The organism is Bacteroides stercorirosoris (assembly GCF_900142015.1).
Classification (GTDB): Bacteria; Bacteroidota; Bacteroidia; order Bacteroidales; family Bacteroidaceae; genus Bacteroides; species Bacteroides stercorirosoris.
Map to the genome: position 1 here is coordinate 28,691 of NZ_FQZN01000040.1, position 16,919 is coordinate 45,609.

Annotated in this window: 14 protein-coding genes; 13 read left to right on the top strand and 1 reads right to left on the bottom strand. The window is 44.7% G+C overall.

Annotation, left to right across the window (positions count from 1 at the left end):
• The first annotated feature begins 23 nt into the window (after positions 1 to 23).
• The 4 genes from BUC01_RS21475 to BUC01_RS21490 all read left to right on the top strand — a co-directional run bounded on the left by BUC01_RS21475 (position 24) and on the right by BUC01_RS21490 (position 5,731).
• On the top strand, positions 24 to 2,297 hold the full coding sequence (locus tag BUC01_RS21475; protein ID WP_025833669.1) for a GH92 family glycosyl hydrolase: 2,274 nt from the start codon (positions 24 to 26) through the stop codon (positions 2,295 to 2,297).
• 148 nt (positions 2,298 to 2,445) lie between these two features.
• Complete coding sequence (locus BUC01_RS21480) at positions 2,446 to 2,676, top strand: hypothetical protein (protein WP_139261903.1); 231 nt, start codon at positions 2,446 to 2,448, stop codon at positions 2,674 to 2,676.
• Positions 2,677 to 2,863: 187 nt separating this feature from the next.
• Positions 2,864 to 5,338: a DUF3987 domain-containing protein gene (locus BUC01_RS21485; protein WP_083595486.1), complete on the top strand. Its 2,475-nt coding sequence runs from the start codon at positions 2,864 to 2,866 to the stop codon at positions 5,336 to 5,338.
• 120 nt (positions 5,339 to 5,458) lie between these two features.
• Positions 5,459 to 5,731 carry a DUF4248 domain-containing protein gene (locus BUC01_RS21490; protein WP_025833667.1) on the top strand — a complete coding sequence of 91 codons (273 nt, stop codon included), beginning with the start codon at positions 5,459 to 5,461 and terminating at the stop codon, positions 5,729 to 5,731.
• A gap of 90 nt (positions 5,732 to 5,821) precedes the next feature.
• On the opposite strand, the gene BUC01_RS21495 is transcribed toward BUC01_RS21490, so the two are convergent.
• A complete protein-coding gene (locus BUC01_RS21495) occupies positions 5,822 to 6,727 on the bottom strand; it encodes an Rpn family recombination-promoting nuclease/putative transposase (RefSeq protein ID WP_073314855.1) in 906 nt (301 codons plus the stop codon).
• 304 nt (positions 6,728 to 7,031) lie between these two features.
• Between BUC01_RS21495 and BUC01_RS21505 the strand changes: the two genes are divergently transcribed.
• From BUC01_RS21505 to BUC01_RS21545, 9 genes are all read left to right on the top strand, one after another.
• Positions 7,032 to 7,547, top strand: a complete 516-nt coding sequence (locus BUC01_RS21505) for an HU family DNA-binding protein (RefSeq protein WP_025833665.1) — start codon at positions 7,032 to 7,034, stop codon at positions 7,545 to 7,547.
• Between the two features lie 28 nt (positions 7,548 to 7,575).
• Entirely contained in the window at positions 7,576 to 8,019 is a 444-nt protein-coding gene (locus tag BUC01_RS21510) for an N-acetylmuramoyl-L-alanine amidase (RefSeq protein ID WP_025833663.1), read from the top strand.
• 75 nt (positions 8,020 to 8,094) lie between these two features.
• Positions 8,095 to 8,199 (top strand): smalltalk protein, encoded by a 105-nt coding sequence (locus BUC01_RS25615; RefSeq protein WP_394363936.1) that lies wholly within the window; start codon positions 8,095 to 8,097, stop codon positions 8,197 to 8,199.
• An 84-nt stretch (positions 8,200 to 8,283) separates the two neighbouring features.
• The gene (locus tag BUC01_RS21515; RefSeq protein WP_073314859.1) at positions 8,284 to 11,706 is read left to right on the top strand and encodes an RHS repeat protein; all 3,423 of its coding nucleotides are present in this window, start codon (positions 8,284 to 8,286) and stop codon (positions 11,704 to 11,706) included.
• 14 nt (positions 11,707 to 11,720) lie between these two features.
• A complete protein-coding gene (locus tag BUC01_RS21520; protein ID WP_025833654.1) occupies positions 11,721 to 14,915 on the top strand; it encodes an RHS repeat domain-containing protein in 3,195 nt (1,064 codons plus the stop codon).
• A gap of 392 nt (positions 14,916 to 15,307) precedes the next feature.
• Complete coding sequence (locus BUC01_RS21530; protein WP_025833650.1) at positions 15,308 to 15,529, top strand: hypothetical protein; 222 nt, start codon at positions 15,308 to 15,310, stop codon at positions 15,527 to 15,529.
• A 161-nt stretch (positions 15,530 to 15,690) separates the two neighbouring features.
• A complete protein-coding gene (locus BUC01_RS21535; RefSeq protein WP_025833648.1) occupies positions 15,691 to 15,957 on the top strand; it encodes a hypothetical protein in 267 nt (88 codons plus the stop codon).
• 5 nt (positions 15,958 to 15,962) lie between these two features.
• Positions 15,963 to 16,457 (top strand): RDD family protein, encoded by a 495-nt coding sequence (locus BUC01_RS21540; protein WP_025833645.1) that lies wholly within the window; start codon positions 15,963 to 15,965, stop codon positions 16,455 to 16,457.
• A 204-nt stretch (positions 16,458 to 16,661) separates the two neighbouring features.
• Positions 16,662 to 16,850, top strand: coding sequence for a hypothetical protein (locus tag BUC01_RS21545; RefSeq protein WP_073314863.1), 189 nt, complete (start codon positions 16,662 to 16,664; stop codon positions 16,848 to 16,850).
• Positions 16,851 to 16,919: the final 69 nt, after the last annotated feature.

Below are 16,919 nucleotides of genomic sequence, written 5' to 3' on the forward strand. Positions count from 1 at the left end.
TGAAAACGTAATACGATCAAAATATGAAGAAGAACATGAAAATCAATTCTATGCTGATGGGCGGTCTTCTTGCGCTGGGGCTGTACGGTTGTACACCGGAGGTGCAGGATTACTCATCCTACGTCAATCCCTTCATCGGTACGGGAGGGCATGGGCACACTTATCCAGGGGCGGTGGTGCCTAACGGAATGATTCAACCCAGCCCCGACACACGCATTTATCAATGGGACGCTTGTTCCGGTTATTATTATGCCGACTCTACCATCAACGGGTTTTCACATACGCATCTCAGCGGTACGGGTTGCGGTGATTACGGTGATGTATTGCTGATGCCTACCGTGGGCAGGCAGGATTACCATCCGATGGGAGAGGAGAGTCAGCAGATGGCATACGCTTCCGCTTTCTCTCACGACAATGAGACGGCCCAGCCCGGCTATTATTCGGTGTTCTTGGATCGCTACAAGGTGAAAGCCGAACTGACGGCTACCCGGCGTGCGGCTATCCACCGTTACACTTTCCCGAAAGCGGAAGATGCCGGGTTTATCCTTGACCTGGATTATAGCCTGCAACGCCAGACCAACGAAGAGATGGAGCTGGAAGTCATCAGCGATACAGAGATACGGGGTCGTAAAAAGACGGTGTATTGGGCTTTCGACCAGTATATCAACTTCTACGCCAAGTTCTCAAAACCGTTCACTTATACACTGGTGACCGATTCTATGGCACTTGACGAAGGTGGCCCTTTGTTGCCGACTGCCAAAGCATTGTTGCAATTCCAGACCACAGATAATGAGCAAGTCTTTGTCAAAGTCGGTGTTTCTGCCGTCGATATGGATGGGGCACGCAAGAATGTGGAAGCCGAGATTCCCGCCTGGGATTTCGACGGTGTGCGCAGTGCCGCCCGTGAGTCATGGAACGATTATCTCTCAAAGATAGAGATCGAGACAACGGATGCCGACCAGCGGACTATGTTCTATACGGCACTCTACCATACGGGCGTGCAACCCAATCTGTTTACAGATGCTGACGGCCGTTATCTGGGTATGGATCTGAAACCCCATCAGGGCAGTGTGGAAAATCCTGTCTACACAGTCTTTTCTTTGTGGGACACTTTCCGTGCCTATCATCCCTTGATGACGATTATCGACCCGGATTTGAACCAGGCTTTCATCCGTTCGCTCATTCTGAAACAGCGCGAAGGCGGAATCTTCCCCATGTGGGAGCTTGCGGGCAATTACACCGGGACTATGATTGGTTATCATGCCGCATCCATCATTGCCGATGCCTACACAAAGGGTTATCGCGATTTTGATGTGGAAGACGCTTACAAGGCCTGCATCCGTGCTGCGGAATATGACACCACCGGCATCCAGTGTCCTCCGCTGGTATTGCCTCATCTGATGCCGCAAGCCAAATTCTGGAAGAACAAGATAGGCTATGTGCCCTGCGACAAAGATAACGAATCGGTGGCCAAAGCATTGGAATATGCTTATGACGACTGGTGCATCTCGGTATTGGCGGAAGCTCTGGGCGATAGACCTAATCAGGAGAAATATGCCGCGTTTGCCAAAGGATACCAGGTTTATTTCGACGCTTCCACCCGCTTCATGCGCGGACTGGACAGTGAAGGTAACTGGCGTACACCCTTCAATCCCCGCTCTTCTAACCATCGTAACGATGATTATTGCGAAGGCACTGCCTGGCAGTGGACCTGGTTCGTGCCCCATGATGTGGACGGATTGGTGAAACTGATGGGAGGCCGTGAGGCTTTTATCGGCAAGCTGGACTCTTTGTTCATCGCCCCTTCGGCGATGGAAGGTGAATCGGTGTCCGTTGATATTTCGGGTCTGATAGGGCAGTATGCGCACGGCAATGAGCCGAGCCACCACATAGCCCATCTATATAACTATGTCGGTCAGCCTTGGCGAACGCAGGAATTGGTGGACGAAGTGCTCCATACCCTCTACTTCAATGATCCTGACGGCTTGTCGGGCAATGAAGACTGTGGTCAGATGTCGGCATGGTTCATACTCAATTCAATGGGATTCTATCAGGTATGTCCCGGTAAACCGGTATATTCCATCGGTCGTCCGCTGTTCAATAAGGCGACCATCCATTTGAAGGATGGCAAGACATTCACCATTGTGGCGCCTGGCAACAGCCGTGAAAACAAATATGTGCAGAAGATGCTCCTGAACGGCCGGGAGCTGGCAACTCCATTCTTCAACCATCAGGACATTGCAGACGGTGGGACGTTGGAACTGATGATGGGAGATCAGCCGTTGATTGAAAAATAGATAGAACGAAAAGAGGTCTCAAAGGCCGCTTTGCCTATTCGGGCGAATGGTTGTTCGCCCCTACACGCATCATTACAGTGCTTGTAGGGGCGAATAATCATTCGCCCGAATGCATAAAGTGGCTTTCCGGGCACAAAATTTCTGTTCTATGTGTAGAGATAAAAATAGGGTAAAGAGACAACATCATAGTGATAATCTGATTTTACTGGAGAAGGTGGATAAACTTTTTATTGACATAATAAAAAGTGGGGGGCTGACTGACGAAGAAGAACGTGTGACCAAACGTATTGTAAAAAAAGGAACTAAACTCATTGATGAGTATGAAAAGGAGAAGGAACGGAGAATACGGGAGAGGGAAATAGAGAAATATGGATCATGACAGTTTGAAAGAGAAATATTAAGAAATTCTAAAATGAAAAATGTACACTTCTTTTTTGTATGTCATTGGTTGTAAATGCAATACAGAAAACAAGTGTACAAAAATAACTTTTGATTTATTTTATTATGCTTTGCTTTACAGTGGCGGAAGCAATAGTGCCTGCGCCTGATACTGTAACATTGCAAAAATGAAAGATACAGATCAAAAAACAATCTCAGATCCGGCTCTTCCCGGTTTCGTTTCTGAGTTTCCGGGCGTGCGGAGTAAAACATCACGCACCATCACTATCCGGGAATTTATAGACACGGTGCGTAGCGACCGCTATCGTCAGCGTGTATTGGAGTATCGTCGGCTGAAGTCTCTGCCCGGGCATGAAGCTGAAGCGCAGGCGATAAAGGAAAAGATGCCGTGCATTGTGCCGGCCGGCGTATGCCCGAACGGACATGCGGTGAAAGATTTGTCGGCTCACAGCGGGCTGTTGTGTATTGACCTCGACCACACCGACCGACGCACGCAGGAAGTGTTTGCGCTGGCCTGTGCCTTGCCCTTTACTTGCGCCTCGATTGTCAGTATATCCGGCGAGGGCATCAAGGTGCTGGTCCGCGTACACACGGAAGATGTGCGGCAAGACTATGCACGCCTCTATGCGGCGGTAGGTAATGCGGTGAGCACCCATGTAGGGCATCCTTACGACGAGAAGTGCAAGATTCTGACCCAGCCCTGTTTTTATAGCTATCATCCCGGGGCATACTATAATGCAGAAGCTGTGGCGTTTGAAATGCCGGACGTTGTGCCTGCATCGGCTTTTCAGTCATCGTCTGTCCCTGCATCGGCTTCCTCTGCATCTGCTGTCCCGGTGGTGGAAAATCGGAAGATATCGCTGTCTGTCGCTGAAGCAATTCCGAGTGCTGTCTGTGGCTCTGTCCCGACTTCCGCCCGTGGTTTCATTCTCCGGTTGCTCGACGATTTTGAGCGTAACAATCCCTTTCGCCGCGGCAACCGCAACGACCTTGCCTTGAAACTGGGGCGTGTGGCGGGAAGTAAAGGTTTTTCTCCGGATGAACTGGAAAAATTGATCTCCCTTTTCTCCGGTCGCTACGCATCGGGTGATTTCACGGCTGAAGATATTCGTCAGCGCGTAGTGGCTGGATATCAATTTGTTGAGGGCTTACCGAAAGCGCAAAAAGAGCCGGATAGGGGTCAAAAAGGGGTCAGGGTCACTTATAACCCCGTTTACGCCTCGAATGAGGAGGAAACACCGGAGGCGGTGTTGGAGAAAAATGATGAATTGCGTGCCGATGCACCCTATATTCCCGATACTGTTTTCGCCAGTCTGCCCGATTTCCTGACACGTTGCTGCCGCTATACAAGCGACAAGCGTGAACGTGATATGGCGTTGCTGGGCTGCCTGAACAGTTGCAGTGCCATTTTTCCTTATGTTAGTTTCCTCTATAAGAAGTCGCTGTATTCACCGCATTTTTTTCTGGCTTCCGTGGCATCTGCCGGTGCGGGTAAAGGCATCATGGCTTTCACCGCTATTTTGCTGGATCCCACGCAGGAGTATTACGATCAGATACGCCATGCGAACAAGAAAGCTTATGAACAGGCCTTGCTGGGTTGGGATGCGGAGCAGCAGCAGGCACGGCGGGAGAAACGTCTGCCGGACATCAATCTGAAACCGGAAGAACCGAAAGCCCAGTACCTCAAAATATCGGCTACCACCAGTAAGAGCCGTCTTATTGAGCATCTGGCTACTGCCGGTGAAGTAGGTTGCTGCATGGCTACTACCGAAATCAATACAATGGTTTCGTCACTGGGGCAAGATTGCGGCAAGTATGAAGATATTCTGTGCAAGGCTGCCCATCACGAGGAGGTCTCCTCGTCATACAAGGTAGACGGGGATCCGATAGTGGTGAAACATCCGCATCTGGCACTCAACATTGCCGGTACGCAAGAGCAGTTCTCCATCTTTTTCCGTTCGCTCGAAGTGGGGCTTTTTTCCCGTTTCGCGTTCTATACCCGGCAGCAAAGCCAGAAATGGGAATCGTGTGCCCCGGATGATGAGCAAGTGGACTTGCGCAGTTACTTCCGGAGTTTGGGGAAGGAATTGCTTGAGATGCACAAAGTATTGTTGGAGTCGCCCACGCTGGTCACCTTCAGTCCCGCACAATGGCAACAGCATACGGCACTTTTCAGCGAGCTGCTGCGTCGGGTGCTGTTGGAGGGGCGTGATTCTTCGGGCAGCCTCATCCGTCGCGCCGGATTGTTGGGGATGCGCCTGGCTGCCATCCTCACTATCTTCCGCAAGTGGGAAGATTATCGCTATGCGAAGGAATATTGCTGCACGGACGCTGATTTCCGCACGGCTATGGATATTGTCCGTACACTTGTGGAGCATAGTTTGTTGCTTAGTACTTCGTTGCCCGACACTAACCAGCCTCCCGTCAGTATGCACCGTTTTCATCGTTTGGATGAGATTCTGTCGTCTTTGTCCAAAGAATTCACCTATACGGATTTTGTCCAAAGCGTACAAAATACCGGTTTGTCCGAATCTACGGGCAAACGGCTTTTGCAAAAGGCATTGAAACTGCAATATGTTGTAAAAGAGGAGAATGGCTATCGGAAGAAACGCAAACCTTCCTCTGGACGGGGGTATAAGTGACCCTGAACCTAAAGTGAACCCTCCAAGGCTTTGGAAAAACCTTTCCGAAGTCTTGGATGTGTCAGGATTTTTTTTGAATGAAACATAGATAAACGAAAATAAAGAAAAAACATTGTGATTATGAAAAAGTACACAAGTTCCGAAGCAGCCTCTTCTGAGGACTCTGAATCCGCAGCCTGCCGGTTTGAAATCAAGGCATATCTGAAGTCCGATCTGGCACTGCTTTACTTTCCCTGTCTTTCGGCCGAGGCGGCTTTCAGGAAACTCCGTCGCTGGGTCAACTTCAATCCGTCCCTTCACCATGAACTTTACGAAGGTCCTGAAGGGAAGAACGATCAGATATTCAGCAAGCGTCAGGTAGCGGTGCTGGTGAAGTATCTGGATGAACCCTGACCAGGATGACAACAAGCAATGTTATGATGCTGAACAAGCAATGTTCCGCACCACGGCATTGCTTGTTTTGCATGATAACATTGCTTGAGTTTAGAGGGAGTTTATTTCATCGATGGGAAGTCCGGTGACCGTAGCGATTTCGCTAGTGGGAAGTCCGATATTCTTTAAATTCCGGGCGATGTTTCTGGCCTTTATCAATTCTCCTTCCACTCTTCCTTCCGCTCTTCCTCTTGCTTCTCCTCTTGCTTCTCCCATTGCTTCTCCCTTTTGGATAGCTGTGTTAATCACATTGTTCCAGTCTCTGTACACTTTCAAACTCTCCTCGTATGCATAGAGTTTGTCGGGGGAGAATTGCGCGATTTCCGCGGCTTCGAAGAGGCGGTTGAACACACGCTCCTGCAAGGCTGTGGGACGTTCCATGAGGCGGGATAGGTTTTTGAGGACGAACATCCATTTGTCGAACAAGGTTTCCAGCTCCTGTTCGGTCTTGTGGAATTTGGGCATCTCCAGGTAGACAAAGGTGAGTTTGTCATAAAACACTTCGTGGGTGCTTGTTTCCATCAGCTTCACTTCATGGTAGAATTGGGGCGACTTCACGTCATCGAGGGTGAAGTTCAGTATGCCTATTATGTATACCGCTTTGAGTTCATAGTCCCATATTTCTCCCTTGATGGCTTGCTCCCTGATGGGGTAAGTGGAGTAATAGATGCTTCTGTCCTTGAAGAACTGCTGTTCCCCTTTCTGCATCTCAATCAGGATTTTCTCTCCTTTCTCGTTCTGGCAATAGACATCGAAGACGGCACGGCGTTCGGGTTCCCTGCTGCCCAGATGTTCGGTGTTCAGGTAGGTGACATCTTCTATGACCTGTTCACCGTTGAACAGGGCATTGAGAAATCCGATAAGAACTTCCTTGTTCAGGTCGGTTCCGAACAACAACTTGAATGCAAAATCGGTATAGGGGTTCACATACCTCTCGCGTAATCCTTCACTGCACATAATCCTTTGGCATTTATTGTTTTATGCAAAGGAACGAAAAAAAAGCGGATTTGAAAAAGATAGAGCAGGTAATTTCTGCCGGCACTGGAACAAAGTCCGGCAAAGTACAGCCCGGTACGTACCGGTATGGCCATGTATGTCCCTTCCTGCCGCCGTCTTCCCGTACCTTTGTCATGTCCTCAAAGCGGGGACCCTGCGAAGTTGCTTCCGGGGTATGACGTCGCCTCTGCCACTTCTTCGTTCGATACAGAGATAGATTCCGGTTAACGGCCGGAGTTATCAGTCTTCAGAAAAAATCATTAATATGTCAGTAACGTACAAAAAACAGTTTCGTAAGAATCCGTTCAAGAAGGACGGTTCGGGCAAATTCTATCCCCAACTTGTGGTTTGGGGCAAGTCTGCCACCCTGAACAGCATTGCCGTTCAGATGAAGGATAGTAGTTCGCTCACCCTGGGCGACATCCAGAGTGTACTCACCAATTTTGTGAAAGCCATGCGCGGCGAGCTTTTCAACGGTCGCTCGGTCAACATCGACGGCTTCGGCGTTTTCAGCCTTTCGGCCTCCACCGTGGGTTCTGTGCTCAAGAAGGAGTGTCTGCCGGAGAAAATCAGGGCTGTCCGCATCAATTTCCGCGCTTCGAGTGCTATCCGGCCTAACCTGGATGCCGCCACTACCCGTGCCGAAGACCGCATCGACTTCGTCGACCTTGAGACTCAGCTCAAGAGGCTGAACATGCAGGGCTCCGGCGAAGAGGGAGATGATGGCAAAGATGATGGCGGCAGTGGCGGCGGCGGCGTGGATGAAAATCCGCTGGGGTGAATTCACTAAATAACTAATAAATCATCGTATGAGAACAATCGATCATATCATTATCCACTGTTCCGCCACTTGCGAAGGTAGCAGCCTTTCGGTGGAAGAGTTGGAAAAAATGCACCGTCGTCGCGGCTTCCGTGGTATCGGCTATCACTATTACATCCGCCGTGACGGTACGGTGGTGAATACGCGTCCGCTGGAAGTTATCGGTGCGCATTGTAAGGGAAACAACGCTCATAGTGTCGGCATCTGCTATGAAGGTGGTTTGGATGCCCGCGGGAATCCGAAAGATACCCGCACACCGGAACAGCGCAGCGCCATGCATCTGCTGGTGGCGCAATTGCTGAAACGGTTCAAAAACAATGTCTGCATTTGCGGGCATCGTGACCTCAGTCCGGACCTGAACGGGGACGGGGTGATAGAACCGGAGGAGTGGGTGAAGGAATGCCCGTGCTTTGAGGTGAGGAAGGAGCTTTGATTCTCAGTCTGTGAGAGTTGTGAAGTCTTAAGAAATCAATCAATTATCAGTTGTCGAAAGGAGGTGTGGAAAATAATGGCAATTAAAAAATCAGTATGGAGCATGATCTTTAAAGTGATCATCGCTGTGGTTTCGACTGTGGCCGGAGTGCTGGGAGCGAATGCAATGACGACTACATAGCCGTAGAAAACTGTTTTGTAGGCATACCTCCTTTCCAGAAGGATGCCTACAGAATGTTCTTATTAATACCCCAATAAAAAAAATATGAAAACATATCTATCTATCTTTATCATTTTGTTTTTTGCTTCTTCTCTTGACGCGCAGCAGCAGGAGGATGGTTTCATTAATAAATTACCCGATTTCCCGAACATATCGACCCCTATGGCCGCATCGTTCCAAAAATACATAGATAATCCGATAAACCTGTATAATGGAACACCTGATATATCCATCCCTCTTTTTGAACTGAAGGATGGCGAACTGGATATTCCTGTAATGCTACGCTACAATAGTTCGGGTATACGTGCCAATGAAGAAGCCAGTTGGGTGGGGCTGGGTTGGAATCTGAATGTGGGAGGTGTCATAACTCAAAGCGTAGTCGGTGAGTCTGACTATAATGACACGGAATATGGCTATTTGCTGAACAACCTCGGACTTTTTGATAAAAAAATATACAATGGGTATAGTACAGTGAATTATACGTCAGCCCTGCATACGGCACTCCAAAACTACCTAAATAGCCCTAACCAGAACTATCATTCCGGTAAGTTGAATCCCGATGTGTATTATTTCTCTTATCCGGGTGGAAGCGGAAAGTTTATTATCGACTATCGTGACAACTCCATTCATCAACTGGCTCGTGAAGAGAACCTAAAGATACAGATCAGTGAAACCGACAATTCCTATGCAATAAAAAACAGAAGCTTTCAAATCACGACTACTGAAGGAATAGTCCATACGTTTAACTATATTTCCAGTCTCTATTCCAATGATTTGGTGCATCGTCCTGTGTCCGTGTCCTATGCCTTGACTTCCAGTCTTTACCCTAATGGACAGCGTGTGCTTTACTCCTATACGACAACTCCAGTGAAGTATCCCCGAAAGAATTATTTTTTCCAGGTTCCTTTTGCTTCGCAAGGGCAAAATATAGGCGATCATTATTCTAACAATACGGAAACAGTGATGAATGGAACAGAATTCTACCTGGACAAAGTGTGTACTACCCGATATCAAATGACTTTCAATCTGGCAGACAGGAATGATATTTATGGCGGTAAACAATTGACTTCCATACAAGTCACTCCTTTAAACATTGCTTCGTCGGTTTTGAAAGACATTCGTTTTGCATATACTTATTTTGTATCTTCCACTGGCTACAGTTATTCTTTACCTATTGATAATTGGAGGGATGAGTATAACACCCACCGCCTGCGCCTTGATTCTGTCTATCAGCAGCAAGGGAAGCGTAAGGATGCTTGCCACACATTCTACTATAATAATGTAGTTTCTCCTAAGTTCACTTACAATATGGACTACTGGGGATATTATAATGGAGTGGATGGAATCAGAAGGAATACTTATCTACCCGATATAAGCCGAATAACATGGGGGCGTTTTCTAAATATGCAATTTGGAAGTGATTTTTATTCTAAATTTCAGAAGTATGCTACTTATACTAACCGTTCTTATTCTTTTACTGACTGTCAGGCGGGGATTCTTCGACAAATCAATTATCCTACGGGCGGATATGTGAAGTATGAGTATGAACCGAACTCCTTTATGGACAAAAAAGTACCGGACGAGACATCGGAAACAATCGTAAATGAGGACTGGAATATGCCTAAAAGTCCACCAACCAACTTCAATGTGCCGGCTGACAGCCAGGCGGATGTAGAAGTGCGATTGAGCAGAGGTCTTAATAGCTGGCAAGATGTATGGGAGGCCGGAGGTGGCTCATTTACATTGCTACATATATCATCCGGTACTCCGGGAGCTATATGTTCTCATTCCTTTAAGGAAGAGTGCTTGTATTATGCCAACCATTATCCTGATGCAACGGAAATCATATATAAGACATCCATAAATTTGCCTATTCAAGACAACGAAGGTTATACATATACGTATATACTTTCAGCGGATTTTCCTAACTCACTAGGTTTACAATATGGCGCCAGTACCAAGCATGGTTCTACACGGGCACAGGTGAAGTACAAGTTGAGCACTGCCCTGGTGGATGCGGAAATACAAGGTTGTGGTCTCCGTGTGAAGTCTGTCAGGCACTATGAAAGTACCAGCTCCCGACTACCTCTTATAGAAACTGAATATGAATACCAAGATCCTCATACTGACAAGTGCAGCGGTGTCCTGCACGAACAGCTTCAGTTCATAAAACCATATTACGGCGTATATAACTTGTTACAGGGATCTAACCCTCCAGGACAAATGCCGGACAGATATCTGATTCAACAGAATGTTGCGGAAGTGACAGGAGACAATGCTATTGCTAATCCTTATTCCACAATTGGTTCGGTGGGTTACAGCTATGTAAAGAAAACCCGAAAGTCCATTGGCTCCCTGGCAGGTTACACGGTCTACCAATTTAAAAATGAAGTGCCTGATTACACTCTAGGTAGTATCCGGCTTGACCATCCACTAAACGGGAAATTGCTTAGTGTAAAGGAATACAACAACAGCAACAGATTGCTCAAAAGTGACACCTATACTTACCGAAGCGATAATTCCCACTTTTATTTCGGCGTTAATATACTGGACTACATGAACATGTTTACAGGCATCTATGGCAATGGTAGTTCTTTACATACTATTCCTTACGATGAAAATGAGGGATATCTTCCTGGCAGGTTACGGATTATTTTGCATCAGCTTAATTCTTATGATGTCACTCTGATAAATAAATTGAGTATGCAGGATGGAATAAGTACAACAGAGAAATATACTTATGACCCCATTACGCTGCAAAGGCTCAGTAGAATTATCCGTTTGTCGGACAATGACAGTCTTACCTATGTCTATTCTTATCCTAACCATTTCAACTTTACTCCTTATGTGGAGATGACGCAACAGAATCGGATAAAACCAGTCATCGAAAGTCGTTTGCTTAAAAAGGGGAATCTGCAAGGAGGTGTACTGGTGCAATATGACTCCAAATCAGGCAAGATATTCCCGAAGTGCCAATATGAATCCAGCAAATCCGGTGTTACAGGCAGTCCATCCACATGGTCAGCCGCAGGTGTTTCAGCTTCTTTTTATCCTTGCGCAAACGTGGTGTGGAATAAACGCGACAAGTATGGTAATTGTCTGGAAATGAATACTGCCGACGTGAATACAGTTTATCTGTGGGCTTACAACAATCAGTATCCGGTGGCAAAGATAGAGGGTGCCACATATGCGGAAATACAAAACTGGCTTTCTATTACTACCATCAGCAGTCTGGCTTCCAACAGTACCACCGTGAGTGGCGCTCTGAGTACTATCCGCAACCTTCTTTCAGGAAAGAAGGTGCTTGTCACTACCTATACTTATAGCCCTTTGGTGGGAATCACGAGCATGGTTACCCCCAACGGTACGGTTACTAATTATGAGTACGACTCCTTTGGTCGTTTGTTCAGAGTAAAGGATGGCAACAATAAAGTGATCAAAGAATATGATTATAAATACAGACCCTAAAATGACAAATTTATATGAAACGATTGAAACTTTTTTTATTATTGCTTTGCCTCTCTTGTTTGGTAAAGGCGCAAGTCGCTAACCAAAATTATATTCGTACCCGTACGATGCAGAATGAAGAGGGGATTTGCTATGTGGATGATATATCTTATTATGATGGTCTTGGCCGCCCGTTCCAGACGGTACGCAAACCAATTCAAAAAGGCGAGGTTGCCGGTTCCATTCTTGCCACATTACAAGAGTATGATGCTGTTAGCCGTACAGCGAATTCATGGCTGCCTATCGTTATTGCTTCAGATTACATAACTCCAGTTGACTTCAAAAGTACTGCACCGGGGAAGTATGACAATGATTCATGTCCCTATAGTACCCCCGTGTACGAAACTTCGCCATTACAACGTATTCTTCAACAGTATGGGGCAGGACAGGACTGGCATATGAACGGAAAGAGTGTGAAAACTGAATTTCTGACCAATACGGCTAGTGGTGAACTGTCATGCAGATGGTACCATACGACAGACATCCCTGACAAAATTGAAATAAGCATTTCATCCGATAAAGTGTATTACCCTACATCCGAACTATATATCACGCGTACAACGTATGAAGATGCAGCGGGAGTGAGCCTTGAATTCAGGAACAAACTAGGGCAGGTGCTTCTTGCCCGCCGGAAGAACGGGACAGGATATTGCGACACTTACTATGTGTATGATACTTATGGTAATCTGCGTGCCGTGCTTCCACCCGCAGCGGCAGATGCCCTTACGATTACCGGTTCGTGGACAATGGCTACAAACAATACAGACATATTATCCCGCTATGCCTACTTGTATAAGTATGACGACCGTAGCCGTTGCACCGGTAAAAAGCTGCCTGGTATTGGCTGGATGAGATACGAGTATGATAATATTGACCGGATGATTTGTAGTCAGGATGCGGAGCAGGCAGCAAAAACTCCCTCGCAATGCACGTTCTATCTGTATGATAACTTTAATCGCCCGGTAGTTCAAGGCCTTTGCGATTTCAATGGTCCTATTTGTCATTTAGGTTTTTCGAAGATGATCACCTCACTGGCTTATTCTACTGACGGATACATTGCTGCCCAAGGAATTGATGACAGTGGCTATAGCCCCAATATGTCCCTATATTCACCTGTGGCACATACAGTGAACTACTATGACAATTATTCCTTTATGAAATTAACAGGTTTTACCAATTTACCCACAGATGGTTCCCGCTTTTCTGGCAATGGCCTGCTCACCGGCACGGTCACAGCTCTGCTGGATGGCAGTGGGGGAAAGCTCTATACTGTTTACTATTATGATGAAAAGGGACGATTGGAGAAAACGGTATCTTCCAATCACTTGGGAGGGTATGACAAGACTACTACCGTCTATACGTTTACGGGCAAGTCCTCTACAGTGACGCATGTGCATACGTCAACTGGAAAGAATACATGGACTGAAGTATATACCTATACTTATGACTATGCGGACAGAATAAGCAAAGTACAGCACACGCTTGGGGGAACGACAATTACTTTGTATAATGCCATGTATGACGATCTTGATCGTTTAAAAACCAAGTCTTTGCATGGTTCTGCAACGAATATGCTGACTTATACCTACAATCTGCGCGGTTGGCTAACAGGGATCACAGGTACTCGCCTCATTCAGAATCTGTACTACAATACAGGTGTCGGTACAGCGAAGTATAACGGTAACATCAGCAGCATGACGTGGAAGGCAGGTAATGAAAGTACGGTAAGAGGTTACAAGTTCACTTACGATGGTCTGGATCGCCTGCTGAATGGTACTTATGGAGAGGGTGACCAACTCAATAGCAATCCCAACCGATATTCTGAAAAGGTGACCGGTTACGACAAGAACGGCAATATCACTGGTCTGGAACGTTATGGCCGTAGCGGTTATTTTTCCTACGGTATGTGTGATGCCCTGACCTACACGCTGAACGGCAACCAGGTGACCCGCGTGGACGACCAGGTGCCTACTGGTGCAGGTAATGATGAAACGGACTTTAAGGATATCGTGAAGCAGGCGAACGAGTACACTTATGATGCCAACGGTAATTTAACTAAAGATTTAAACAAGGGAATAACAGGAATTACATATAATTGTTTAAATTTGCCCAATGTAGTAACATTCAGTGACGGCAGTACTGTTACTTATACTTACAGTGCGGACAGCACGAAGCTTCGTACGGTTCATAAGATAGGAAGTACCACCACTACTACTGATTACTGTGGTAATGTGATCTATGAAAACAATATTGCCAAACTGCTGTTGACAGGAGAAGGATATGTCTCTTTGAGTGATAAAAAGTATCACTATTATTTGCAGGATCTTCTGGGAAACAACAGGGTAGTGGTTGACAAAGATGGGAATGTTGAGGAAACGAACCATTATTATCCTTTCGGAGGTGTATTTGCAAGTACCGGTAATGTACAACCTTATAAGTATAACGGCAAGGAACTGGATGCGAAGAAAGGGTTGAACTGGTATGATTATGGGGCGAGGATGTATGACCCGACGTTGGGAAGGTGGCATACGGTGGATCCGTTGGCGGAGAAATTTTATGGCATAACTCCATATAATTATTGCTTTGATAATCCTATCAAGTATATTGATCCTGATGGTAAGAAACCAAGAGTATATGTTGAAATGAAAGGAGTAGGACATACTTTTATTACAACTGGTGAAGGAAAATATACGACTGTATATACATATGGAAGATATGGAGGTTTAAATACTGATAAATCGAGTTTCCGTAGTTTGTCTCGTAAAGGTGAGGGCGTTCTTATAATTATGAAAGGTAACGATGCAATTAATTATATTAAAAATGAGGTAATGGGTAAGGAAGCACGTACCTATGAAATAACAAATGGTAATGATGAAAAGATTGATGCTCATTTTAATGAGATGTTTAATTCGTCTGATGTAAAACCTTCTGAAGGTAAATATGAGAATACAGATAATGCTAAAGTAATAGATACCTATGATCTGTGGGATAACAATTGTACAACAAAGAGTGTAGAAGCTGTAAAAATTGGTACTGATGGAAAATTAGATTTGAATTCAAGTTCACCAAGTAATATTGATACAAAATTGTATTATCAAAATAAAAAAAAGGATGGTCAAGTTGAAAGAATTGATATCCAAAGATTAAATGAGGAATATAAATTATATTAAGAATATGCCAAACAGAAAGCTTTTTTTTGTGATAATAGTAATAATTTCTCTTATACTATTGGTCTTTGATTCTCTTTTCTTACTTAATTGTATGATTGAGTATAAATATAATATTGATGAAAATTTTGATCAAGGGAATTTATATTATACTTATTCTTCACGAAAAGATGAACTTGATACTGTTATGTGGTATCTAAAGGGAGGAATTTTATATTTAGCATTTATGATTCTATATTTTGGATATCATTTGAAAAAACTAAGATAATGGTAGCTCTATTCAGCCGGATACATTTATCCGGCTGTCTCTTCTTATGAGTCCTAAAGCGTTTCAAACGGCAGAAACTAATAGAAGAGTATTACCAGAATTCAGACAACACTAATAATTATTAAGTATGGGGAAAAGAAAGAAAAAGTGGACAACCAAGAATACCCATCTTAAAAAGGAGAAAAAAAAGGAAGGAGAACCTGAGGATAGGATGCTTAAGATAGCGATATGGATTATCCTTGCTGCCGCCATGTTATTTATATTTATTGTAGTGGCATCGAATAATCATATTGTTGGTTATGATCACTTTTTTAGTATTCCTCTTGAATGGATAAGGTCTTTAAAATGATGTTCCGTTCGAGGTTGTGTCAGTGTTGGATTTAGAATTGCTGCTAAAGCTAATATTTCGGGAATGGTAGTGGGTGCTAATATTGATGCAGGAAGTGTAAAACTCGGAAATAAAGGTCTTAGGTTGACTCAAGGTGTTGGTCTTGATGTTGCGTTGCTGGAGTGGAATTTCATGAAGAGGCGTATGATATCGATAATAAACATAGTGCTAAAGAGAAAGGAGCTTCTGTTAATTTTTTAGGTTTTACCGCTGGGTGTGACGAAACCACAATTTATGATTCTACAGGTCAGTATTATGAAGAAGTTGATAATGAAACAAAAGGTGAAGTTGGTTATACTGTTGGAGCATCCGCTGCTTTGGGGGTTGGAGTCGATTTAAAAGTTAACCTTGAGGAATTTTTAGAATTTGTTGTTGAACTATTTAAATAGATAAAATGGAATTACGAAGATTTTGGGCATTTTGGATAGATGCTTTTATGTCTGTTGTCTTTTTCATACCAATTGCGGTATGTATTGCCCTTTTGAAAATTGATATGCAGAATTTCATGTTGCCTTGGTTGGTTTGGGGGGCATTGTTCTGTAAAGATTGCTTTGGCGGAAGAAGTATTGGCAAACGTATCTTAGGTTATCAAGTTGTTGATAGCGAAAACGGTCAGGTAGTTCATCCTTTTAAATGCGTTGCGAGAAACTTATTTTATATGCTTGGTATAATTGATGTAATTGCGATGTTTTATCATTCCAAAGGGCGACGAATAGGAGATTATGTAGTTCATTCAAAGGTGAAAAAATGTGATAATAATTTGTATGAAGTTCGGTGGATTGAGGCATTGCTGGCGATAATATGCGTATTTGCTAGTATAGTTTTTGTAAATATGTTATTAGCGCATTATGCTCTTTCATTGGGTTTATGGGGGCTTTTATATCGGTAGAAATTGCTTTTCGTTCACCCGTTCAGCCGGATATATTTATCCGGCTGTTCTGCGTATACGAATACTATCGGATTTGATAAATATAGTGAAGAAAAAAGAAGAAATGGGCAACCAAGAATACTCATCTAAAGGAGAAAGAGAAGAAGAGAACAAGAGAACAAGATATAAAAGAAAGCAAGGAAAATGTGACAAATGGAACATCGCATGTTATTGAGAAAATTCCTAATGAAGTTGAAAGGTGCTTCGTCTTATGGTTTGATTGATAATCTTGCCTTGACTTTGAACGGCAACCAGCTAAAAGCTGTGAATGACGCAGTTCCGACTTCTACTTGTAACAATGGCTTTGAGTTCAGGGATGGTGCCAAGGTGGGCACTGTCCACAATTTTGTGTAAATAGAAAACTTCAGGATTCGGGTTTTATACTTGAATCCTGTTTTCAAATATAGTAATAAATTGGTTAAA